Below are 21,942 nucleotides of genomic sequence, written 5' to 3'. Positions count from 1 at the left end.
TAGTACGATTCTGATTGTAGCCGCCAGCGCGATAAGAAGCTATAAGATAGCTATTGTCGTTTGTATGTAAAGGCGCTAGGCCAATATACTGGATTTTTACTTGCGCTAAACCGTTGTCTTTATAATCTAATAATTCTGCCGCCCGTTTAGACAAATCTATAATTCGGCTTGAAACATAGGGACCACGGTCATTCACGCGTACAATTATCGACGATCCGTTGCTAAGATTTGTGACTCTAACATAGCTAGGCAAAGGCATAGTCGGATGCGCAGCCGAAAGTGAATTCATGTCATATACTTCGCCATTTGCTGTTAGCCTGCCTTGAAAGGCCGCACCATACCAAGAGGCTTTTCCAATCTGCGTGTAATTGGTATATTTTTTACGGGGATAATACCATTTGCCATGAACTTTATATGGCTTGCCAAGTTTTACATAATTAGCCTGGGCAACCTTATCTGCCGATACACCCACCCGTGGGCTGGCTTTTGTTCCATATTTTGATTCTCTAAAATATTCCCCAGAGCTTTTACCGCCAAGCGTCGAAAAACTTCCATGCTGTGCACATCCGCTTAAAGCAAGGCAAAAAGAAGTAATTAACGCAAACATATTTTTTTTGGTTATCATACATATACTACCCAAAGTTCAAATATTATTTAAATTATAAGCGTTAACCATAACCAGATTAAGTTTAAATTGCAACTATTTTTTGCATCTATCAATAATAATTCAGAGCTATCTGCGCTTCTTCTGACATCAGATCTTTGGTCCAAGGCGGTGTAAAGGTTAGGGTAACCTCAGCCATTTGCACACCTTCAACGGCGCTTACCGCGTCTTCTACCCATTTTGGCAAATCGCCAGCTACGGGGCAATTTGGTGCCGTTAACGTCATTAAAATTTTAATTACATTTCCTTCTTCGATATCCACTTTGTATATTAGGCCTAATTCATATACATCTACCGGAATTTCTGGATCGTAAACGGTCTTGAGTGCTGCTATTATGTCTTTTGTTAATTGCGTTTCTTCACTTTCCATCAAAAAACCTTTTTGCTTGGTCAAGCGCTGTAATTAGTTGATCTATATCTGCTTTGTTGCTATACAGGGCTAATGAAGCCCTGGCGCAGGCGGTTATGCCAAAGATAGATAATAAAGGCTGAGCGCAGTGCGTGCCCGCTCGTATGGCTACCCCTTTTCTATCTAAATATGTAGCTAGATCATGGGGATGAATATTTTTTAAATTGAATGAAAAAATGCCATGTTTTAATTCCACTGCTCCGTAAAAAGACAAGTCCTTTATAGCGCTTAAAGCTTCCTTGGCGTACAAGCTTAGTTCTTTTTCATAATTTGCTATAGAATCATAGCCTAGGCTTTCTACATAAGTAATAGCTGCTGTTAGCCCTATCGCTTCAATTATTGGTGGCGTTCCCGCCTCAAACCTAAAGGGCGGTACATTATAGCTTACAGAACTGGTAGTAACTTCTGCTATCATTTCCCCACCACCTAAAAAAGGTGGCATATCCTCTAAACGCTCTTTTTTGCCATATAACACACCAATGCCTGTAGGACCATAAAGCTTATGACCAGTGAAAACGTACCAGTCACAGCCAAGTGCCTGTACATCAACTTGCTTATGTACTACGGCTTGTGAACCATCTACAAGAACCGGAAGATCATAAGCTTTAGCTTTTTTTATAATTGCTTCAATTGGTAAAATTTCGCCTGTAACATTCGACATATGGCTAATAGCTAAAAGTTTGGTTTTTTTACTTATCGCTTTTTCAAATTCTGGTAAATCAAAATTTCCTTCACTATTTAGGGGTACGAATTTTAACTCAACGCCAAGTCTCTCCCGCAAAAAATGCCATGGTACTATATTTGCATGATGCTCTAGGCTGGACAATAAAATTTCATCACCAGATTTTAGATTTTTCATGCCCCAACTATATGCTACTAAATTTATGGCTTCGGTTGCATTTTTTACAAAAATAATTTCATCTTCTTGGCTTGCATTTAAAAATTTTTTTACTGTAATACGCGCTGTTTCATAAGCCTCTGTAGCTTCATTTGCCAAAAAATGTAGCCCGCGATGAACATTGGCGTAATTAGCACTCAGCCCCAGGGTAATAGATTCAATCACTGCTTTGGGTTTCTGTGCAGACGCGGCACTATCTAAATAGGCCAGCCTATTACCATAAATTTTTTGTTCCAATGCTGGAAAATCAGCCCGAACTTTTTGTATGTCAAACATCATTGCTCGCTAATTTTTCTGTCCAGCTATGTATGTGTGTGCTAACTAATTCTTCGACTTGCGGATCTTCAGCTATAAGTTCTTGGATAAAACTTTTGATAAGAAGAGCGCGAGCTTCTTCTTCCTTTATGCCTCGAGCATTTAGATAAAATAAAAGATCCTTGTTCAATGGTGCTATTGTTGCTCCATGGCCGCATGCAACATCATCAGCAAAAATTTCTAACTCTGGCTTTGCGCTAAAGCTTGCATTGTCAGAGAGCAAAAGCGTGTTACAGCTCATTTTCGCGTCAGTTTTTTGCGCTTGCTGGGCTACTTTTATCATGCCTTGAAATGCGCCAAATGCCTCATCCCGTACTACATTTCTTAGTAATTCTTTTGATTGCGTATTGGGGGCTATATGATTCACATTCATTACTATGTCATTATGGGCCTTTTTGTCGAGCAAATTTACACTACGTAGTTGAAAATTTGCATTTTCTTCTAAAATAGAAATATTTAATTCCTGACGGCGCAATTTAGCGCAAGAGCCTATATTTATTACATATAAGTTTAACTGCCCCCCAGCTTTTATTCTGGCATTAAACTGTTGTAATTCAATATTAAAAATAGGATGATTATGCAAAATTATGTAATTTACTATTGCATTCTCTGCAATTAAAAGCTCTGATATGCTAGTTGCAAGGGCATTACCTACTTCCGCTGTATGATGCTCTAAAATTGTTGCACTCGTATTGGGATTGATATTTATATTAAAGCCTACATGGGTTTGCTCAGTAGCAAAAACATTATTAATAATTAAGGGTGTTACAAGCGTTTGTGCTATAGTGATGTCTGCACCTGCTGTTATATAAGCGGTGTTTATTTGCTCTATGGGGTCGTTTGGCAATAACTCTCTTTGCCGATTTGCTAGTTTTTTAAATATTATTCCCGAGATGTTGGGAAGACTTTGTAAAGCTCCATTTTTTAAAATTACAGCCGTATCTTCTACAACCGGTAGCTCTAAAAAACTTTTAGGCTCAGGCGGCAATAAATCAGAGGGTAAGATGTTTTTTAAATCTGTATAATGCCATTTTTCGATTTTTTTTGTCGGTAGCCCTTGTTTTTTTAGTAAATCCAGAGCCATATTGCGTTGTTCAAAACACATCATGCCGCGCCCTTGTCGTTAGCAATGAATTCAGCATAGCCATTTTTTTCAAGATGCAATGCTAAGCTTTTGTCTCCACTCTTAATTATCCTACCTTTATGTAAAATATGCACTGTATCAGGCACGATATAATTTAATAAGCGTTGATAATGGGTAATTACTAAAAATGATCGTTCAGCGGACCGTAAACTATTTACCCCTTGGGCTACAATTTTTAAAGCGTCAATATCTAAGCCAGAGTCGGTTTCATCTAATACGCCTAACTTTGGTTGCAATAAAAGCATCTGCAACATTTCTATGCGCTTTTTTTCGCCGCCAGAAAAGCCAACATTTAATGCACGCTTTAGCATATCAATGTTTATATCTAAAACAGCCCCAGCTGCTTTTACTTCTTTTATAAATTCTGGTGTAGACAAAGGCTCTTCACCACGCTTTTTTTTCTGCGAGTTTAGGGCAACTTTTAAAAATTCCATAGTAGCTAAGCCAGGGATTTCTAAAGGATATTGAAATGCCAGAAAAATTCCTAAAGCCGCACGGCTAGCTGGTTCTAAATCTAATAGGGAAATATTATTAAATAATATATCCCCTTCGGTAACTTCATAACTAGGATGTCCTGCTATTATATAAGATAAAGTAGATTTGCCAGCACCGTTTGGCCCCATAATAGCTGCAACCTCACCATTAGCAACCGTTAAATTAAGGCCATTAATTATTGGCGTCTCAGTTTCTGCAATATTTGCATGAAGATTTTTGATCTCTAACATAAATATACTCTCTTTTCTTCGCTTTAACCCACACTGCCTTCAAGACTAATACCTATAAGCTTTTGTGCTTCTACTGCAAATTCCATAGGCAGTTCCTGAATTACCTCTTTAACAAAGCCATTAACGATAAGAGCAATCGCTTCTTCTACATCAATGCCCCTTTGCGTTACGTAAAAAAGCTGTTCATCAGAAATTTTTGATGTAGTTGCCTCATGTTCAAATTGCACCTGAGAATTCTTTGCTTCTATATAAGGTACCGTATGTGCACCGCAATTATTGCCAATTAGTAAGCTATCACATTGTGTAAAATTTCTAGCGTTAAAAGCTTTCTTTTGCGCTAAAACTTTACCTCTATATGTATTATTTGAATATCCTGCCGAAATGCCCTTGGAAACTATACGGCTAGAGGTATTTTTACCCAAATGTATCATTTTTGTGCCCGAATCTATCTGCTGATAGCCATTTGATACGGCTATAGAGTAAAATTCGCCGCGACTATTATCACCACGTAGCAAGCATGAAGGGTACTTCCAGGTAATTGCCGAGCCTGTTTCAACCTGTGTCCAGGAAATTTTTGAACCATTGCCTCGACAATCTCCACGCTTTGTTACAAAATTGTATACGCCGCCAGCACCAGATTTATCTCCGGGATACCAATTTTGCACGGTAGAATATTTTATTTCTGCATTCTCAAGCGCTACAAGCTCTACTACGGCGGCATGTAATTGGTGTTCATCTCTTTGGGGTGCTGTGCATCCTTCAAGATATGAAACATAGGCTCCTTCTTCTGCAATAATTAATGTGCGTTCAAATTGCCCGGTATTTCGTTCATTTATACGAAAATATGTAGAAAGTTCCATAGGGCAACGGGTATTTTTTGGAATATAAACAAATGAGCCATCGGTGAATACCGCTGCGTTTAAGGCAGAATAAAAATTATCCGCTGCTGGCACAACAGAGCCCATATATTTTTGCACTAAATCTGGATGATTCTGCACTGCCTCAGAAAAAGAGCAAAAAATTACCCCCTCTTTAGCCAATTCTTCTTTAAATGTTGTGACTACCGATACTGAATCAAAAACAGCGTCTACAGCAACCCTGTCTTTTGCTTGCACGCCTGCTAAAATCTCTTGCTCGCGCAAGGGAATTCCTAGCTTTTCATAAGTGCGCAATAGCTCACTATCAACGTCGGCTAGTGACTTTGGGGCCACATGATTACGCGGGGCCGCAAAATAATATAAATCCTGAAAATTTACCTTTTTATAATTAAGCTTAGCCCACTCAGGCTCAGACATTTCTAACCATCTGGCATATGCCGCCAGACGTTTTTCCAGCATCCATTCAGGTTCATTTTTTTTAGAAGATATGTATCTTATTATATCTTCATTCAGCCCTTTTGGAGCTTTTTCTGTTTCTATATTAGTTTCAAATCCATATTTATATTGATCAACATCAATATTTTTTACCTGTTGGATTGTATCTTCTACAGCAGGCACAGCCACACTCCATTATAAAACTTAACTTTAATATACAAGATTATAATAACTGCTTTTTTTGCGTTGTGCAAGACTAGGAATTTAAATAAAACTTTTGATAGATAGTAGCAGTGCCAATAAATCTTCTTTTGTAGTTTCTGGTCCTATAGAAATTCTGATCGCCCCCATAGAATTTTCTACGCCCATAGCGGCTAAAATTTCGCTATGCTTTATCCGACCAGAAGAACAAGCAGAGCCGCGCGACACCGCAAAACCTGCTAAATCTAGAGCAATTTGCACTGTTTGAGCTTCTATATTGGTAAAAGAAAAAAAACTAGTATTGCAAAGGCGCTTAGCCATTTTGCCATGAAGCTTGATATTACTGCTTAATTTTTCTAGGCCCTCTTCAAAAAAATTACGCAAATTTTGTATCCTGTTTATATAATCCGTGTTTATCATCATATCTTCCCGCTTTTTTAAAGCAGCCGCAAAACTAGCACACAAGGCTATAGATTGCGTACCACCACGTAGGCCAGATTCTTGAGTACCTTTTATCAATGGCTGCGGTGTTATAATATCGCTATGGCAAATTAAGGCGCCGATATTCTTAGGACCGCCAATTTTATGGGCAGAGATTATAGAAAAATCAGCATCAAGGGCACTAAGGTTCATATCAACCTTGCCTAAATATTGTACAGCATCTACAATTAATAATCCTTTATGGCTATGCACAATCTCTGCTAGGGTTTTTATAGGTTGTATTACACCTGTTTCGCCATTTGCTGCCTGTATAGCAACCAACGGCATACCTTTTGTGTGGTCATGCTGCTCAAGCCTGGCTATAAGTGCCGCTTTATCTAAAATTCCCGATGGCAGTAGTGGTAAAACAGATATATTGTCTTTTGTAAATCTACCCCCTTCCAGTATAGTTTTATGCTCAGCGGCGCTAATATATAGATGTGAGCAATAAATTTCGGAATGTCCGATTTTATAATAAGGATTTAATAATGTCGCAGCGGCTTCACTTGCACCAGAAGTAAAAACAACACTAGCTGCTGAAACCTTTACAGAAGCTGCTATATTGCGCCTAGCTTGTTCTAAAACAGCTCTAGCTTTTTGACCTTCTTTATGGGTAGAGGAAGGATTAGCAAAAATAGATAAATTAGCCACCAAAGCTTCTTTTGCCTCAGCTTCTAAGGGCGAGCTGGCATTATAATCAAGATAGCAGCGATTTTTCATAGGCTTTTATAACCTTTCGCATAAAAAAAACTATTAAATAACAAAAATATCATATATATTTAATACAGGTTTGTCTAGGAAGATAGGAGTAGCTCTATGCCTGAGGTTATATTTAACGGCGCTGCTGGTAGGTTAGAGGGCCATTATCGAACGGGGCATAATAAAAACGCGCCATTGGTTATAATTATGCATGCCCATCCTTTATTTGGCGGGCATATGGACAATCCTGTGACGTATCATATTTATCACCTTTTTCGTGAATATGGCTTTTCTACTTTGCGTTTTAATTTTCGTGGCATAGGTCGTTCCCAGGGTAGTTTTGACCATGGTCCAGGTGAACTTGCAGATGCCGCCGCGGCCTTGAACTGGGCCCAGCAGTTTAATGACAACCATAAGGGTTGTTGGGTTGTGGGCTATTCTTTTGGCTCGTGGATAGCTATGCAATTATTGATGCGACGCCCTGAGATAGAAGGCTTTGTAATTATCTCACCACAACCCAGGCTTTACGATTTTTCCTTTTTGGCGCCCTGTCCTGCTTCTGGTTTTATAGCATGTGGTACTGAAGATAGCGTAGCTAAGGCTTATTATGTTAAGGAATTAATACAAACGCTAGAGAGTCAATCCGGCATAGTTGTAGCTTCTAAAATGATAGAAGGAGCAAACCACTTTTATACCGATCATATCCCTCAACTTATGGAAGCGTGTGGCAATTATATACAAAAACGCTTGGACGGAGGGCTAGTCCCTAAAAAACACAAATTATTGAAATGATTTAAGGAGACGATCTTGGCTACATTTCGATCAGATTTTTTACAAGTAATGCATGAACGTGGATTTATTTACCAAATCTCGGATGATGAGGGATTAGATGCGCTGTTTTGTCAAGAACAAGTTGCAGCCTATATCGGGTTTGACCCAACGGCACCGAGTCTTCATGTAGGCAGTTTATTACAAATTATGATGTTGCACTGGCTACAAAAAACTGGGCATAAACCGATAGTATTAATGGGTGGTGGTACTGGCCTGATAGGAGACCCTTCTTTTAAAGATAATGCGCGGCAATTATTAACACGCCAAGCAATTAACGATAATATTGCCTCTATAAAAAAAGTCTTTGCCAAATATATAGATTTTTCTAATAATGCATTATTACTAGATAATGTAGAGTGGCTTGGCAACATTAATTATGTAGAGTTTTTGCGCGATATTGGGAAGCATTTTTCTATAAATCGTATGCTAAGCTTCGATAGTGTTAAAAATAGACTAGAACGCGAACAATCTTTGTCTTTTTTAGAGTTCAATTATATGATTTTGCAAGCCTATGATTTTATACAACTTAACGAAAAATATGATGCACGCGTTCAATTTGGCGGCTCAGACCAATGGGGCAATATAATAAATGGCATAGATTTAGCCCATAAATTACAATTGCCGCAGCTTTACGCCTTAACCTCTCCTTTGCTAACCACATCTTCTGGCGCAAAAATGGGTAAAACCGTTAATGGTGCAATTTGGCTAAATCAGGATATGTGTTCTGCATATGAGTTTTGGCAATATTGGCGTAATTGCGAAGATGGCGATGTTATAAAATTCTTCAAATTATATACAACGCTGGGCTTAGAAGAAATAGAGCGCTTTGCTAAATTAGATGGTGGCGAGTTGAATGAAGCAAAAAAAATCTTGGCAACTCATATAACTAGCATGCTACATGGCGAGCAGGCAGCGCAACAGGCAGCGCAAGCAGCAAAAAATATCTTTGAAGGTGGCCAAATAGATAAAAATATGCCTAGCATAACAGTTTCTGCTAGTGAATTAAACAATGCCGTTGGTTTGCTGAGTTTGATTGTAAAGGCTGGCTTTGCTACTTCAAACTCAGAAGCTCGTAGACATATAAAGGGCGATGCCATTAAAATAAATGACCATACAGTTAATGATGAAAATACGGTTATTTCCAAAGAAAATTTAAATGAAGACGGTTTTATAAAGCTTTCTTTTGGCAAGAAAAAACATGTGTTAATCTATTGTGCCTCGTAAATTCTAGCAGCCAAGGAAGCTTCAATAAATCCATCTATATCACCATCTAACACGGCCTTTGTATTTGTACTTTCAAAATTTGTACGTAGATCTTTAATCGATTGATAGGGCTGCAATACATAAGAACGAATTTGGTGCCCCCATCCTATATCCGTTTTAGTATTTTGTACTTTATTCGCCTCTTCTTCGCGTTTTTGTAACTCTAGCTCGTATAAGCGAGAGCGCAACATAGCCCAGGCAGCAGCTTTGTTTCTATGTTGTGAGCGTTCAGCCTGACATTGCACAACAATGCCAGTTTTAATATGCGTAATGCGTACTGCTGAATCAGTCGTATTAATGTGTTGTCCACCAGCACCAGAAGCTCTATAGGTATCAATACGCACCTCTGATTCATTAAGTTCTACAGTAATATTGTCATCAATTACTGGGTAAGCCCAAATGCTAGAAAAAGACGTATGCCTTCTGGCATTAGAGTCAAAAGGCGAGATACGAACTAAACGATGCACACCTGATTCTGTTTTAAGCATTCCGTAAGCGTTATGCCCACTTACTAATATGGTGGCAGATTTTATCCCAGCCTCTTCCCCTGCATGTATTTCCAAAAGCTGTATCTTCATACCATGCTTTTCAGCCCAGCGACTATACATACGTAACAACATAGAAGCCCAATCTTGACTTTCTGTGCCGCCTGCGCCTGCATGTATTTCAAGATAAGAATCATTAGAATCTGCTTCTCCCGATAACAGAGTTTTGATTTGTTTGGCCTTCAGTTGTTGTTGCAGGCCTTTTAGACCAGCTTCGGCTTCTGCAACCAGATTTAAATCACCTTCTTGCTCAGCTAATTCTATTAATTCTACATAATTATTTAAGCTATTTTCAAAATCCTGCAGCTCATTTATGTTATTTTCTAGCATCTGCCGATTGCGCATAACTGCCTGCGCGTGCTCTGTATTATCCCAAAAATTTGGTAATTCTAGCTGTTGGTTTAAATTAGCTAATTCTTTTATGGCGTTTTCCCAGTCAAAGGTGCCTCCTCAGCAAATCTATTGCTTGTTTAAGTTCCTTAATTAATAATTCTGTTTCTGTCCGCATTTACTTAGACCTTATGTTAATATAAGCCGCTTTCGCCATTTTCTATAGCATCCTGTGCCTGCATAGATAAGGGTGGTACCCGCACCCCTTCTTTAAATATATCTGTACCGCCTATAACCTCGTAACTGTCGGCTGGACCTGTACCTGGTTTAAAGTCTTCAATTATAGAATCTTCGTCATCTTCGGTAACGCGCATACCAGTTTTGGGGTCTATAGGGATCTGCAGCATTCCTGCTGGCACTTCAAAAGGTACATCCGGCTCCTGCCCCAGAGCTTTAGCAAAAAAATCTCCAAAGACAGGCGCAGCTAATACTGCTCCGGTGCCGCCAAAACCTAACGTACGGGGTTGATCATAGCCCAGATAAACACCAACAACAATATTAGGAGTAAAGCCTATGAACCAAGCATCTTTCGAGTCATTTGTAGTTCCAGTTTTAGCGGCAATGTTTTTATTTAAATATTTTAAACTATGCCCCGTGCCTCGCTGCACTACACCTTCAAGCATGGATGTGATTTGATAAGCTGTCATCGGATCTAAAACTTGCTCTCTATTGTCAATCAATTTCGGCTCTTCTTGATTATGCCACCCATCTGCATTACAATTTTCACAAATACGTTGATCATGCTTATAAATGGTCTTGCCATATCTGTCTTGTATTCTATCTATAAGCGTTGGCTCCAAAGACTTACCTTTATTAGCTATAATTGCATAGGCTTTTACCATTTTTAGCAATGTTGTTTCGCCGGCGCCAAGAGACATAGATAATAACGGCGGCATATTGTCATACACCCCAAAGCGCTTGGCATATTCCGCTACCGTTGACATGCCTAAATCATTTGCTAATCGTACAGTCATAAGGTTGCGTGAGTGTTCTATACCAAAGCGTAACGTAGAAGGACCTGAAAAACCACCTTCATAATTTTTTGGTTTCCACACGGTGCCATCTTGTTGGTCAATTTCTACTGGCCCGTCTAAAACTACTGAGGCTGGTGTATAGCCGTTGTCTAAAGCGGCTGCGTAGACTATAGGCTTAAATGCCGAGCCTGGTTGCCTAGCTGCTTGCGTTGCTCGGTTAAACTCTGACTGAGCAAAAGAAAATCCGCCTACCATCGCTAATATACGGCCAGTAGTTGGATTCATAGCTAGCATAGCACCTTGTATTTCTGGTAGTTGGCATAGTTGAAATTCATTGCTGTCTTTATTTATAGGCTCTACAAAAATTACGTCGCCAATTTTAAGCACATTTTTTAAATCGGCAGCATGCGTAACGGCAAAAGACTTTGCGTCTAATAAACGATAAGCCCATTTTGCATCTTTAGCAGTTATAGTACCAGTTTTTTGTAAATCGACTAGTTTTCCGGCTAGGTCTATATGTGGTTGCAAGGTAATTTGTGCTTTATCAGAGCCAACTTTAGTTACCACAGCCAGCTGCCATTCTGGCACATCGTTAACGCCTGGTATCTGAGCGAAGGTTTCTTGCCAACCGCTCTTTAACTCGATATGTTTATATGGTCCACGCCATCCTTTGTTTTTATCAAATTTAATTAACCCCTGCTGTAAAGCTTTACGAGCAACAAGCTGATAATTAGGATTTAACGTAGTGCGTACAGATAAGCCACCGCCATATAAAGTAGAAGCCCCATATTTTGCCAATAATTGTTTTCGTACTTCTTCTACAAAATAATCATCAGCAAAGCTAATATTATCATCATCACGTAAATGCACGCTTAGACTTTTGGCTTTTTCTTGTTGGGCTTGGCTGGCAGAGATATAGCCATTCTCGGCCATACGATCTATAACCCAATTGCGTCTTGCTAAAGCACGGTCAGGATGTTTAAATGGGTCGTAATTGCGTGGCCCTTTTGGTAAGGCAGCTAAATACGCTGCCTCTGCTATTGTTAGCTCGTCTGCCGCTTTATTAAAATAAGTAAGAGCCGCTGCAGCTATACCATAAGCACCGCGACCTAGATAAATCTCGTTTAGATATAATTCTAAAATATGATCTTTGCTATAGGCCTTTTCCATATGAATAGCCAACACCGCTTCTTTAATTTTTCGTTTTAAACTCGCATCCGGGGTTAATAGAAAATTTTTAGCTACTTGTTGAGTAATAGTAGAGGCGCCCTCTGGTCGACGCCCTATCCAAAGATATTTTATGTCGGTTATTGCAGCGCGGGCAAGCCCTTCTGGATCTAATCCAAAATGCTTATAAAAATTTTTATCCTCGGCAGAGATAAAAGCAGATTTAACACGATTTGGTATTGCTTGAATAGGCAAATATAAACGTTTTTTTGTAGCAAACTCTGCTATAAGCTCCCCATTAGAAGCATGGATACGACTCATAACTTCCGGCTGATAATTTTTTAAAACAGCATAATCCGGCAAAGATTTCACCGTATTATTAACAACAACTGCGGCTAAGCAAACGCCTACAAAGCCTATAGTTATCATAATGCTAAATATGTAGCTTATATATTTCATAATATGCATAGCTTATCGTTGATTCGATGAATTAGCAAGTCGGTATTTACGAAATTTCTCTATGGCATTTGCCATAGCATGGGCCATTTTCATTTGCCATTTACCATCTCTTATCAAATATTCGTCAGATTTATTCGACAAATAACCTAGCTCAACTAATATTGAAGGAAACTCTAGAGCCTTTAGTACATAAAAGTTCGCCGATCTATCCGGGTGATTAATAAGTCGAATGTGCTGTTGTTTAAGCGCGTTTACCATCATAGACACTATTGCCGAACGAAAATTATCGGTTTCTTTTTTTGTGAGATCTAAAAGTATATTTTCTACTTTTGGAGTTTCTGGTAGCGTTAAACTGCCTAATTCATCAACCTTGTTTTGACTTATAGCTAATTGCTGTGCCAATTTATCTGACCCAATTTCTGAAAGCCTATATATTGTAGCGCCGCGTATGGCAGGCGAATTTATAATATCCGCATGAATAGAAATAAACAAATCGGCCTTGAGCTCTCGGGCTTTTTGTACCCTTTCGCTTAAATATAGATATGTGTCAGTGGTTCTAGTTAACAAAACTTTTATTTTTGGGTTAGAACTTAGAACATTTTGTAGAATCTTAGCAAATTGTAAAGTTAGTTTTTTTTCCATCATCCCATCGGCTGCCACGGCACCGCTATCTATGCCGCCATGCCCAGGATCAAGTATAACAGTAAAAATTTTAGCTTTTTCAGGCTTTGTTGACCCTAATATAGTTTTAACAATATTTTTTTGCGTAATATTTTGTAAATAAGGTGATTTTGCATTGCTTATCGCTAAATCAAAAGAAACTTGCCATAGCCCAGGAGCTAACTCCTGCATTTTAGTATTTCTTATTTTAACCAGCTCATTTAAACTTAACGTAAATTCTGTATAATCTGTGTTTTCATTGCGTGTTATGTTATTAACTATGCCGCCAGCTTGAATATTTAATGCTTTGTCTAACCGAGAGCACTGAAATATAATTTTTTTATTATTAACCTGGTCCAATTTAAGCTGATATTTTGGTTTAAAATTAAAAACAGCCACAATCTTAGTGCTATTTTGTGTTGTAATATTAGCATATAGGCTAATAAGCGCGCGGTTTTGCGCTGCATAACTGTAGAGCATGAGCTGTGCCAAGACAAACAAGCAAATAATAAACCGAAAAATAAAATTCCACATGATTTCTGGTAACAAAATTGATATTTTATGAGATACTATAGATGCAAACTTGTATTATTGCAAATTTACTATTATTGTAATGCGTGAGTAATCATAATTATAATGATTCAAACAGAAATTTAGAGTTTTGTTAAAAGGCTTTTAGAGTATTTAAAAAGCTGGATAGCAAAATATATTTTAGAACAGCAAAAAATAATTTTTGCTACCTGTAGGGTTTAACTAATGCCAAAAAAAATGCTTATAGATGCTGCGCATCATGAAGAAACCAGAGTCGCTGTCTTACATCAAAATGAAGTGGAGGAGTTCGATTTTGAATCCAGTCACAAAAAACAAATAAAGGGTAATATATACCTAGCAAAAGTCATGCGCGTAGAGCCGTCGCTGCAAGCAGCCTTTGTGGATTATGGTGGCAATCGCCATGGCTTTTTAGCTTTTTCTGATATACATCCAGATTATTATCAAATTCCCACTGCCGATAAAGAAAAATTATTAGAAGCAGAAAGCCAAGCACATGATTTAGAAGAAGAAAATGTAGTACTTGCCTCAGAAACCTCTGAAGAACTAACAGAAGATGATGTTGACACTTTAGGCAGCGATGACGATATTGACGAATTGTTGCAAGAGAAGAAAGTAAATTTTCGTAAGCAATATAAGATTCATGAGGTTATTAAAAAGCGCCAAATTTTACTTATACAAATAGTTAAAGAAGAGCGTGGCAATAAAGGGGCTGCGGTAACAACCTATCTTTCCTTAGCGGGACGTTATTGCGTATTGATGCCAAATACGGCTAGAGGAGTTGGCATATCGCGCAAAATAACAAATGTACAAAATCGTAAACATCTAAAAACCTTGATAAAATCTTTAGACGCCCCACAGGGCATGGGTATGATATTGCGTACAGCTGGCGCTACTAGAACAAAAGTAGAAATAAAGCGTGATTATGAATATTTATTGCGCCTGTGGGAAAATATAAGAGACAAAACCCTAGCTTCCCATGCGCCTTGCCTGGTTCACGAAGAAGGTAGTTTGATTAAACGCGCCATACGTGACCTGTATAAGAAAGATATAGAAGAAATTCTTGTATCTGGAGAAAGCGCCTATAAGGAAGCTAAAAGCTTTATGCGCATGCTTATGCCAAGCCATGCAAAAGTAGTGCAGCCATATAAAGAAACAGTGCCTTTATTTACCAAATATAACATAGAAGCACAGTTGGACAAAATGCTAGAATCAACCGTTGGGCTAAAATCTGGCGGGTATATAGTTATCGATCAAACGGAAGCGCTTGTAGCTATTGACGTAAACTCCGGAAGGGCTACAAAGGAAAGCAGCATAGCAAAAACTGCTCTACAAACCAATTTAGAAGCCGCCGCTGAAGTTGCAAGGCAACTAAGATTACGTGACTTATCTGGCTTGGTTATCATAGATTTTATTGATATGGAGGATCGGCGTAATATAAAACAAGTAGAAAAAATATTACGCGATTGCTTAAAAATTGATAGAGCTCGGATACAAGTAGGGCGTATGTCGCCTTTTGGTCTAGTAGAAATGAGCCGTCAAAGATTGCGCTCTTCTGTATTAGAAAGCACTACGCAAATCTGTAAATCTTGTAACGGTTTCGGCTATATTAGATCGCCAATTTCAGTTGGTATTTATATCTTGCGCCTATTAGAAGAGTGGTTATTAAAAGACGATAAGCATAATCTAGTGATAAAAACAAATATAGAATATGGCCTATACCTTCTTAACAAAAAGAAGCAACAATTATTGGAGTTAGAGCAACGATTTGATGTAGAAATAACTATAGATACTGACAATCATGCAGCTAATAAAATTGCTACTATAGAAAAGGCGGGGCTAGCACAAAAAAAGCTATTACTTATAGATGCAATGGAGGTTAGAATAGCTGCAGAGCCTGAGCCATCTATTATAGAAGAAAAACCAGCAAAAATAAAAGAAGCGCCAAAAAAAGTCGCAGCGGCAAAAAGCCAAAAAAATAAGCCTGTAAAAAAAGCACCAGTACAAGTAGAGCAAGAAGAGGCCGTAAAAATAAAAAAACCACGCCCTAAAAAAACAGCTCTCAAAGAAACAGAAATCGAGGCGACTACTGAAACAGCAGAGATTTCAGTAGAAAAAGTGGATGCAGAGAATATTGAGCCACCGAAGCCAAAACGGACTGGTTGGTGGCAACGTAGAAAAGCAAAAGCAACAGCAGCAACGGGGGAAGCATGACAAGTTTATTGATATGCTCTGGCGGTTTAGATTCAGTAAGTCTTGCTTATAATTTGGCATATAATAAAAAATTAAAGGCTATAATTTCTTTTGATTACAACCAAAGACATAAAAAAGAACTACTTTTTGCCAAGCAATGTGCTAGTGATTTGAGTGTAGATTTTGAAATTTTTGATTTATCAAATATCACTAAAGCCCTTGATAACTCAGCATTAACAAGTGCTATAGATGTACCAGATGGTCACTATGCCGAAAAAACTATGAAAATTACTGAGGTACCGAACAGAAATGCCATATTCTTATGCATAGCTTTTGCCGCTGCTGTAAAAAAACAGGTAAAAGAAGTTGCTTTAGCCGTACATGGTGGTGACCATTTTATTTATCCAGATTGCCGACCTGATTTTTTGCAAGCTTTTAATGAAATGGAAAAATATTCGCTTGAAGGCCGGGTTTCCTTAAATGCCCCCTACGCTACTATAACTAAAGCAGATATTGTAAAAGATGGTGCTAAATATAATACACCATTCGAAAAAACCTGGTCTTGCTATAAGGGTAGAGAGATTCATTGTGGCCGTTGCGGCACTTGCGTAGAACGACGTGAGGCTTTTTTTCTGGCTAAAATTGAAGACCCAACCATTTATGAAGATAATGATTTTTGGCAAAAAACTATACTTAATTTCAATAAGGAATAATTTATGAGTAATAATTCAGTTTATGGGAATTTAAAACAATTAGGCACTAAAGTTGAGCTGCCACAAACACCAGACGAGGCTGTTTTAGAAAAAGTACCAAACCCACAAAATGACATTAGCTATTGCATACGTTTTACGGCACCAGAATTTACCTCACTATGCCCAATTACTGGGCAGCCCGATTTTGCTCATATCGTTATAGATTATGTACCAGATCAATGGTTGGTAGAAAGCAAATCTTTGAAGTTATTCTTAGGCGCATTTAGAAATCATGGCTCTTTTCATGAAGATTGTACAATAGTTATTGCAAAAAGACTGATAGAATTATTGCAGCCAAAATGGCTTCGCATAGGTGGGTATTGGTATCCACGCGGTGGGATTCCTATAGATGTTTTTTGGCAAACCGGAGAAGCTCCAGCACAAACATGGATTCCAGAGCAAGATGTGCCGCCATATCGTGGACGTTAACAGCTTAAATTTTTAAATATTAGGTCTCAAAATAACCGGATTTTGGAAAGCCACGTGGTGCCATTCTACCAGCCGCAGCTCTAGAGCCTTGCCATTCTGTTATTTCTTCGGCTTGTCTTGTAAAACTACGCCCTGCACTATCGTGCCATTGCAGTCCCGTTGAAATATCGAAACAGATAGCATCGCGTACTCCACCATCTTTGTATTTCTGCAAGCGTACTCCCTTGCCGCGTGACATATGTGGAATTTCCGTGAGTGGAAATACAAGCAATTTACGATTATCGCCTATAATAGCCAAATGCGTGCCAGATACTACTTTGCACAAAGCCGTTCTATCTGGGGCTTTCACCTTCATAATTTGTTTACCTTTTCTAGTGGTAGAAAGTAACTCGCTTTGTGTAACCATAAAACCGTAGCCTTGATGAGAAATTAGCAGCAATTTATCATCTGGCTTATAAATAAAAATTCCTAATAATTCTTGGTCCTGTTCTAGCTCAAGCAAGAGACGTATTGGTTCGCCCTGTCCACGCCCGCCGGGAAGAGTATGAATATTTAAAGCAAAAAATCTACCATCACTACCAACTAATAATAATTTATCTGTTGTATAAGCTGGCAAAATAAATTTTGCCTGATCGCCTTCCTTAAAAGTAATATTATCAGTCGAAGATAAATGGCCTTTAAGTGCGCGAGCCCAGCCCATTTCAGAAATAATTACCGTAACTGCTTCTTTTTCTATCATCGCTTGTTCTAAAGCTTCAACATCATGCTCAATTGCTGTGCCAAAATCTGTGCGGCGTTTACCAAGCTCTGTGGTTGGTCCATAATTTTTTGCCAAGGTCTTAATTTCATTGCTTAAGATTTGCCATTGATGCTTTTCGCTCGCCAGCAAAGTCTCTAATTGTTTTTTTTCCTCTTCAAGAGCAGCTTGCTCTTTTTTTAACTCTAGCTCTTCTAAGCGGCGCAAAGAACGCAGTCGCATATTCAAAATAGCTTCTGCCTGATTATCGGTAAGCTCAAAACTTGCTATAAGAACTGGTTTTGGCTCATCCTCTTCGCGTATGATTCTTATAACTTCATCTAAATTTAAATAAGCTATCAAATACCCACTTACCAATTCTAAGCGTGCTTCAATATTGGCTAAGCGAAAATTAGAGCGTCTTACTAAAACTTCTTTGCGATGGTTTAACCATTGCTGTAAAACTTCTTTTAGCGATAAAACATTTGGGATTTTGCCCATGCTTAACACATTCATATTCAAGCCAATACGCACTTCAAACTCGGTAAGCTTAAATAGAGATTCCATTAAGAGTTCAGCATCGGTATTTTTTGACTTTGGCTCAATAACGATACGCACATCTTCGGCAGATTCATCACGTATATCTTCTAGCATAGGCAGTTTGCGTGCATATAGCATTTCTTGTACTTTTGTTACCAACCGGTTTTTTTGTATTTGAAACGGTATTTCGGTAACAACAAGACGATAAGTACCGCGTTCACCGCTTTCTTTATGCCATCTCGATCTTAGCCTAAAGCCACCTCGGCCACTATTATAAGCTTCGTGTAATTCTTCTTGGCTGGTTATTACAATACCACCAGTTGGGAAATCTGGGCCTTTAACAAACTGCAAAAGCTCCTGGGTGCTGGCGTTAGGATGCTGTATCAGATATAAGCAGCTCTCACAAAGTTCAGAAATATTATGTGGAGGAATAGAAGTTGCCATACCCACCGCTATTCCAGATGAACCATTAGCTAAGATATTCGGAAAAGCGGCAGGTAAAACTACAGGTTCCTTATCTTCTTCATTATAGGTAAGGCGAAAATCTATGGCATCTTCATTAAGCCCATCTAGTAAAAAGCTGGTAATATCTGTCATTCTAGCTTCTGTGTAACGCATAGCGGCAGCATTATCACCATCTAAATTGCCAAAATTGCCCTGCCCGTCTATTAATGGGTAGCGTACAGAAAAATCCTGTGCCAATCGCACCAAAGCATCGTAAATAGAGCTGTCGCCATGGGGGTGAAATTTCCCCATAACATCACCCACGATGCGGGCGCATTTTGCATAAGCTTGATTTGGATACAGCCTTAATAAACGCATAGCGTAAATTATTCTGCGATGCACTGGCTTTAGCCCGTCTCGTACATCAGGTAGCGCGCGATGCATTATTGTAGACAGGGCATAGGCTAGATATCGTTCTTCTAACGCACGCTTAAGCTCTATTTCTTCCACAGCAGAATTTTTATTATTAGCCATAGCTTTATTTACCACAAAAGTTTATTAAATAACTATACTAGTTAAAGTCCTATGATAAGTAAAGCCACGCAATGAAGTTTATTCTACCATTTATATGTATTTTTGCTCTAAGCGCCTTTGCTCTGCCTAAAATAGATTCAGTCGGTAAAATAGAAAAACACGGTGTCGACATTATCTACTATAATGTAAAAGTGTCGGGCCAAACTATTGATAAAATTATAATTCATAATTTACGTAAAACGCCGCTAAATTCTTTTATAGATATGGCTGAGTTTTATTCGCTAAATATGGCTGCAAAACTAAACGATATAGTCTTAAAGCAAAGTGGTAGCAATGTAGATGAGCTAAATTGTAGCAAGCTATTATTGCAACAAAATGATAAAATTCTGGCTAGTGCGACAAAGATAAAATTAAAAGACAGCGAGGATAACTCGCAACAATTATTAAGCTTAGGTAGCTTTGCTTTACAAAGCACACCCAACTATACTGGTAGTGCTACAGCAGTATTTTCGCTTAATAACAATACGCATAATTTGGTGGCTAAAAATTTAAACATCAAATTAGCAAATGATGAAACTATTAAGGGTTTAATGTCTTTTGGTAATGTAAAAGGGTTAAGCACGTTAGAGCTATTTGCAAGCAATTTTACCTATGCGAATCTCTTGTATAAAACTAACCTAAAAAAATTACGTATCATTGCAGCACCGCAAATACCTGTATCTTTGTTTGCTATATATTTATTAAAAGATCACATGCCACAATTATTAAGTTTATTAAATATTACTACAAAATCTTAATTATAATTTTATATTAGGGGCAACACGCAAAGCTAACTCACTAAGCTGTTTATTGCTTGCTGGAGCTGGCGCCCCCATCAATAAATCCATTGCTTGTTGATTCATTGGAAATATTGAAATGTCGCGCAAATTCTTTGCGCCTAATAATAGCATAACAATGCGATCTATGCCAGCAGCCATGCCGCCATGCGGTGGAGCGCCATAATGAAATGCACGGTAAAGCGCGCCAAAGCGCTCTTCTACATCTGCTTTGCTAAATCCAGCAAGCTCAAAAGCTTTAATCATAAGCTCTGGTAAATGATTGCGTATACCGCCAGAGGCAATTTCAAATCCATTACAAACGATATCATATTGATAAGCCTTGATTGTTAATGGATCATTATCTTGTAAGGCTTGTAAGCCGCCCTGTGGCATTGAAAATGGGTTATGCGAAAACTCTATCTTTTTTTCGTCTTCATTCCATTCATAAAAAGGAAAATCTACAATCCAGGCCAATTCAAACCCGGCCTGATTTATAATATTTAACTCTTCAGCAATTTTGGTACGAGCTCGACCAGCAAAGCTACAAAACGCTTTAGGTACACCAGCAACAAAAAAACAGGCATCATTGTCTTTTAACTTCAATTGCTTTTGCAATTCAGCACAGCGCTGTGGTCCTAAATTTTTGGCTATTGGTCCAGCTCCTTCTAATGCGCCATCATTCATACGCCAAAAAATATAGCCCAACCCAGCTTCACCAATTGATTGCGCCCAACTATTCATTTTATCGCAAAATGCGCGGCTAGCCCCCCCAGGAGCGGGAATAGCCCAAATCTCCGCCTTTGGGTTATTAGCTAAAATATTAGCAAAGACTTGAAATCCAGAATCTTTGAAATATGACGAAACATTCGACATAATAATGGGATTGCGTAAATCTGGTTTATCTGATCCGTATTTTCGCATTGCTTCTTCATATGGAATGCGCGGAAATTTTTGTGTAACTTTTTGGCCATTAGCAAATTTCTCAAATAATTTAATAATTATCGGCTCCATAAGACTAAATATATCTTCTTGCTCTACAAAGCTAAGCTCTACATCTAACTGATAAAATTCCCCAGGTAGTCTATCGGCTCGTGGATCTTCGTCACGAAAACAAGGAGCAATTTGAAAATATCTGTCAAACCCAGACATCATCAATAATTGCTTATATTGCTGGGGAGCCTGAGGCAAAGCAAAAAACTTGCCGTTATGTATCCGACTAGGAATTAAAAAATCGCGTGCTCCCTCTGGCGAAGAAGCTGTTAATATTGGAGTGCTAAACTCTGTAAAGCTTGCTTTTTGCATTAGCTCACGTATATACGCAATAATATTGGTGCGGCTCATAATATTTTTATGCAAGGTTTCGCGGCGTAAATCTAAAAAACGATATTTCAACCTTATATCCTCCGGGTATTCAGGCTCGCCAAATACAGGTAGAGGCAATTCTTCAGCTTTTGATAAGATTTCAATATCCGAAGCAAAAACTTCTATTTCACCAGTAGCAAGATTTTTATTAATCGCATCCTTGGCACGCGCTTTAACAACACCGTTAATACAAACAACCCATTCACTGCGCAGTATTTCTGCTACGCTAAAAGCTGCATCTTGTGGCGAGGCCACGATCTGTGTAATGCCGTAAGGGTCGCGTAAATCTATAAATAATATTCCGCCATGGTCGCGTACGCGATGCACCCAACCAGAAAGACGCACTTGGCTGTCGATATTCGCAATGTTAAGTTCGTTACATAGATGGCTGCGATATCGATGCATTTTAACTAATCCTTCTATCTAAAAAGCTTGCTATCTTCATGAT

At 38.5% G+C, this 21,942-nt stretch carries 16 protein-coding genes and 2 pseudogenes; 6 read left to right on the top strand and 12 right to left on the bottom strand.

Annotation, left to right across the window (positions count from 1 at the left end; genetic code table 11):
- Window positions 1–19: 19 nt before the first annotated feature.
- The 7 genes and pseudogenes from QVL57_RS05545 to QVL57_RS05515 all read right to left on the bottom strand — a co-directional run.
- A pseudogene (locus QVL57_RS05545) lies at window positions 20–625 on the bottom strand (septal ring lytic transglycosylase RlpA family protein); the annotation flags it as partial.
- A gap of 91 nt (window positions 626–716) precedes the next feature.
- A complete protein-coding gene (locus QVL57_RS05540) occupies window positions 717–1,034 on the bottom strand; it encodes an SUF system Fe-S cluster assembly protein (RefSeq protein ID WP_290076391.1) in 318 nt (105 codons plus the stop codon).
- A complete protein-coding gene (locus tag QVL57_RS05535; RefSeq protein WP_290076389.1) occupies window positions 1,024–2,250 on the bottom strand; it encodes a cysteine desulfurase in 1,227 nt (408 codons plus the stop codon). The genes QVL57_RS05540 and QVL57_RS05535 overlap by 11 nt, the downstream gene beginning before the upstream one ends.
- Window positions 2,240–3,394 (bottom strand): Fe-S cluster assembly protein SufD, encoded by a 1,155-nt coding sequence (gene sufD / locus QVL57_RS05530; RefSeq protein WP_290076387.1) that lies wholly within the window; start codon window positions 3,392–3,394, stop codon window positions 2,240–2,242. The genes QVL57_RS05535 and sufD overlap by 11 nt, the downstream gene beginning before the upstream one ends.
- On the bottom strand, window positions 3,391–4,155 hold the full coding sequence (gene sufC / locus QVL57_RS05525; RefSeq protein WP_290076385.1) for a Fe-S cluster assembly ATPase SufC: 765 nt from the start codon (window positions 4,153–4,155) through the stop codon (window positions 3,391–3,393). Before sufC ends, sufD begins: the two co-directional genes overlap by 4 nt.
- A gap of 23 nt (window positions 4,156–4,178) precedes the next feature.
- Complete coding sequence (gene sufB, locus QVL57_RS05520) at window positions 4,179–5,651, bottom strand: Fe-S cluster assembly protein SufB (protein ID WP_290076384.1); 1,473 nt, start codon at window positions 5,649–5,651, stop codon at window positions 4,179–4,181.
- A gap of 81 nt (window positions 5,652–5,732) precedes the next feature.
- Window positions 5,733–6,869 (bottom strand): cysteine desulfurase family protein, encoded by a 1,137-nt coding sequence (locus QVL57_RS05515; RefSeq protein WP_290076383.1) that lies wholly within the window; start codon window positions 6,867–6,869, stop codon window positions 5,733–5,735.
- A gap of 96 nt (window positions 6,870–6,965) precedes the next feature.
- On the opposite strand from QVL57_RS05515, the gene QVL57_RS05510 reads away from it, so the two are divergent.
- A complete protein-coding gene (locus QVL57_RS05510) occupies window positions 6,966–7,640 on the top strand; it encodes an alpha/beta hydrolase (RefSeq protein ID WP_290076382.1) in 675 nt (224 codons plus the stop codon).
- Between the two features lie 15 nt (window positions 7,641–7,655).
- Window positions 7,656–8,903 carry a tyrosine--tRNA ligase gene (gene tyrS, locus QVL57_RS05505; protein ID WP_290076381.1) on the top strand — a complete coding sequence of 416 codons (1,248 nt, stop codon included), beginning with the start codon at window positions 7,656–7,658 and terminating at the stop codon, window positions 8,901–8,903.
- On the opposite strand, the gene prfB is transcribed toward tyrS, so the two are convergent.
- The 3 genes from prfB to QVL57_RS05490 form a co-directional block, all read right to left on the bottom strand.
- A protein-coding gene (gene prfB / locus QVL57_RS05500) for a peptide chain release factor 2 (protein ID WP_290076379.1) occupies window positions 8,888–9,995 on the bottom strand; the annotation gives its coding sequence in 2 pieces (ribosomal slippage) (window positions 8,888–9,925 and window positions 9,927–9,995; 1,107 coding nt in all). The genes tyrS and prfB overlap by 16 nt on opposite strands.
- A gap of 16 nt (window positions 9,996–10,011) precedes the next feature.
- A complete protein-coding gene (locus tag QVL57_RS05495; protein ID WP_290076377.1) occupies window positions 10,012–12,477 on the bottom strand; it encodes a penicillin-binding protein 1A in 2,466 nt (821 codons plus the stop codon).
- 12 nt (window positions 12,478–12,489) lie between these two features.
- Window positions 12,490–13,617 (bottom strand): N-acetylmuramoyl-L-alanine amidase, encoded by a 1,128-nt coding sequence (locus tag QVL57_RS05490; protein ID WP_290076376.1) that lies wholly within the window; start codon window positions 13,615–13,617, stop codon window positions 12,490–12,492.
- Between the two features lie 276 nt (window positions 13,618–13,893).
- On the opposite strand from QVL57_RS05490, the pseudogene QVL57_RS05485 reads away from it, so the two are divergent.
- The 3 genes and pseudogenes from QVL57_RS05485 to queF form a co-directional block, all read left to right on the top strand.
- Window positions 13,894–15,519, top strand: a pseudogene (locus tag QVL57_RS05485) (ribonuclease E/G); the annotation flags it as partial.
- A gap of 377 nt (window positions 15,520–15,896) precedes the next feature.
- Entirely contained in the window at window positions 15,897–16,592 is a 696-nt protein-coding gene (queC, locus tag QVL57_RS05480) for a 7-cyano-7-deazaguanine synthase QueC (protein WP_290076371.1), read from the top strand.
- A 3-nt stretch (window positions 16,593–16,595) separates the two neighbouring features.
- Window positions 16,596–17,060: a preQ(1) synthase gene (gene queF / locus QVL57_RS05475; protein ID WP_290076370.1), complete on the top strand. Its 465-nt coding sequence runs from the start codon at window positions 16,596–16,598 to the stop codon at window positions 17,058–17,060.
- Window positions 17,061–17,079: 19 nt separating this feature from the next.
- Here the strand turns inward: queF and parC are convergent, their stop codons facing one another.
- Entirely contained in the window at window positions 17,080–19,314 is a 2,235-nt protein-coding gene (parC, locus tag QVL57_RS05470) for a DNA topoisomerase IV subunit A (RefSeq protein ID WP_290076367.1), read from the bottom strand.
- A 71-nt stretch (window positions 19,315–19,385) separates the two neighbouring features.
- Between parC and QVL57_RS05465 the strand changes: the two genes are divergently transcribed.
- Complete coding sequence (locus QVL57_RS05465; RefSeq protein WP_290076366.1) at window positions 19,386–20,111, top strand: hypothetical protein; 726 nt, start codon at window positions 19,386–19,388, stop codon at window positions 20,109–20,111.
- On the opposite strand, the gene aspS is transcribed toward QVL57_RS05465, so the two are convergent.
- Window positions 20,112–21,899: an aspartate--tRNA ligase gene (aspS, locus tag QVL57_RS05460; RefSeq protein ID WP_290076364.1), complete on the bottom strand. Its 1,788-nt coding sequence runs from the start codon at window positions 21,897–21,899 to the stop codon at window positions 20,112–20,114.
- Window positions 21,900–21,942 lie beyond the last annotated feature (43 nt).

Source organism: Bartonella sp. TP (assembly GCF_030406085.1).
Taxonomy (GTDB): domain Bacteria; phylum Pseudomonadota; class Alphaproteobacteria; order Rhizobiales; family Rhizobiaceae; genus CALTWN01.
Note: the sequence above shows the minus strand (reverse complement) of the source record. Positions and strands in the feature narration are given on the sequence as shown.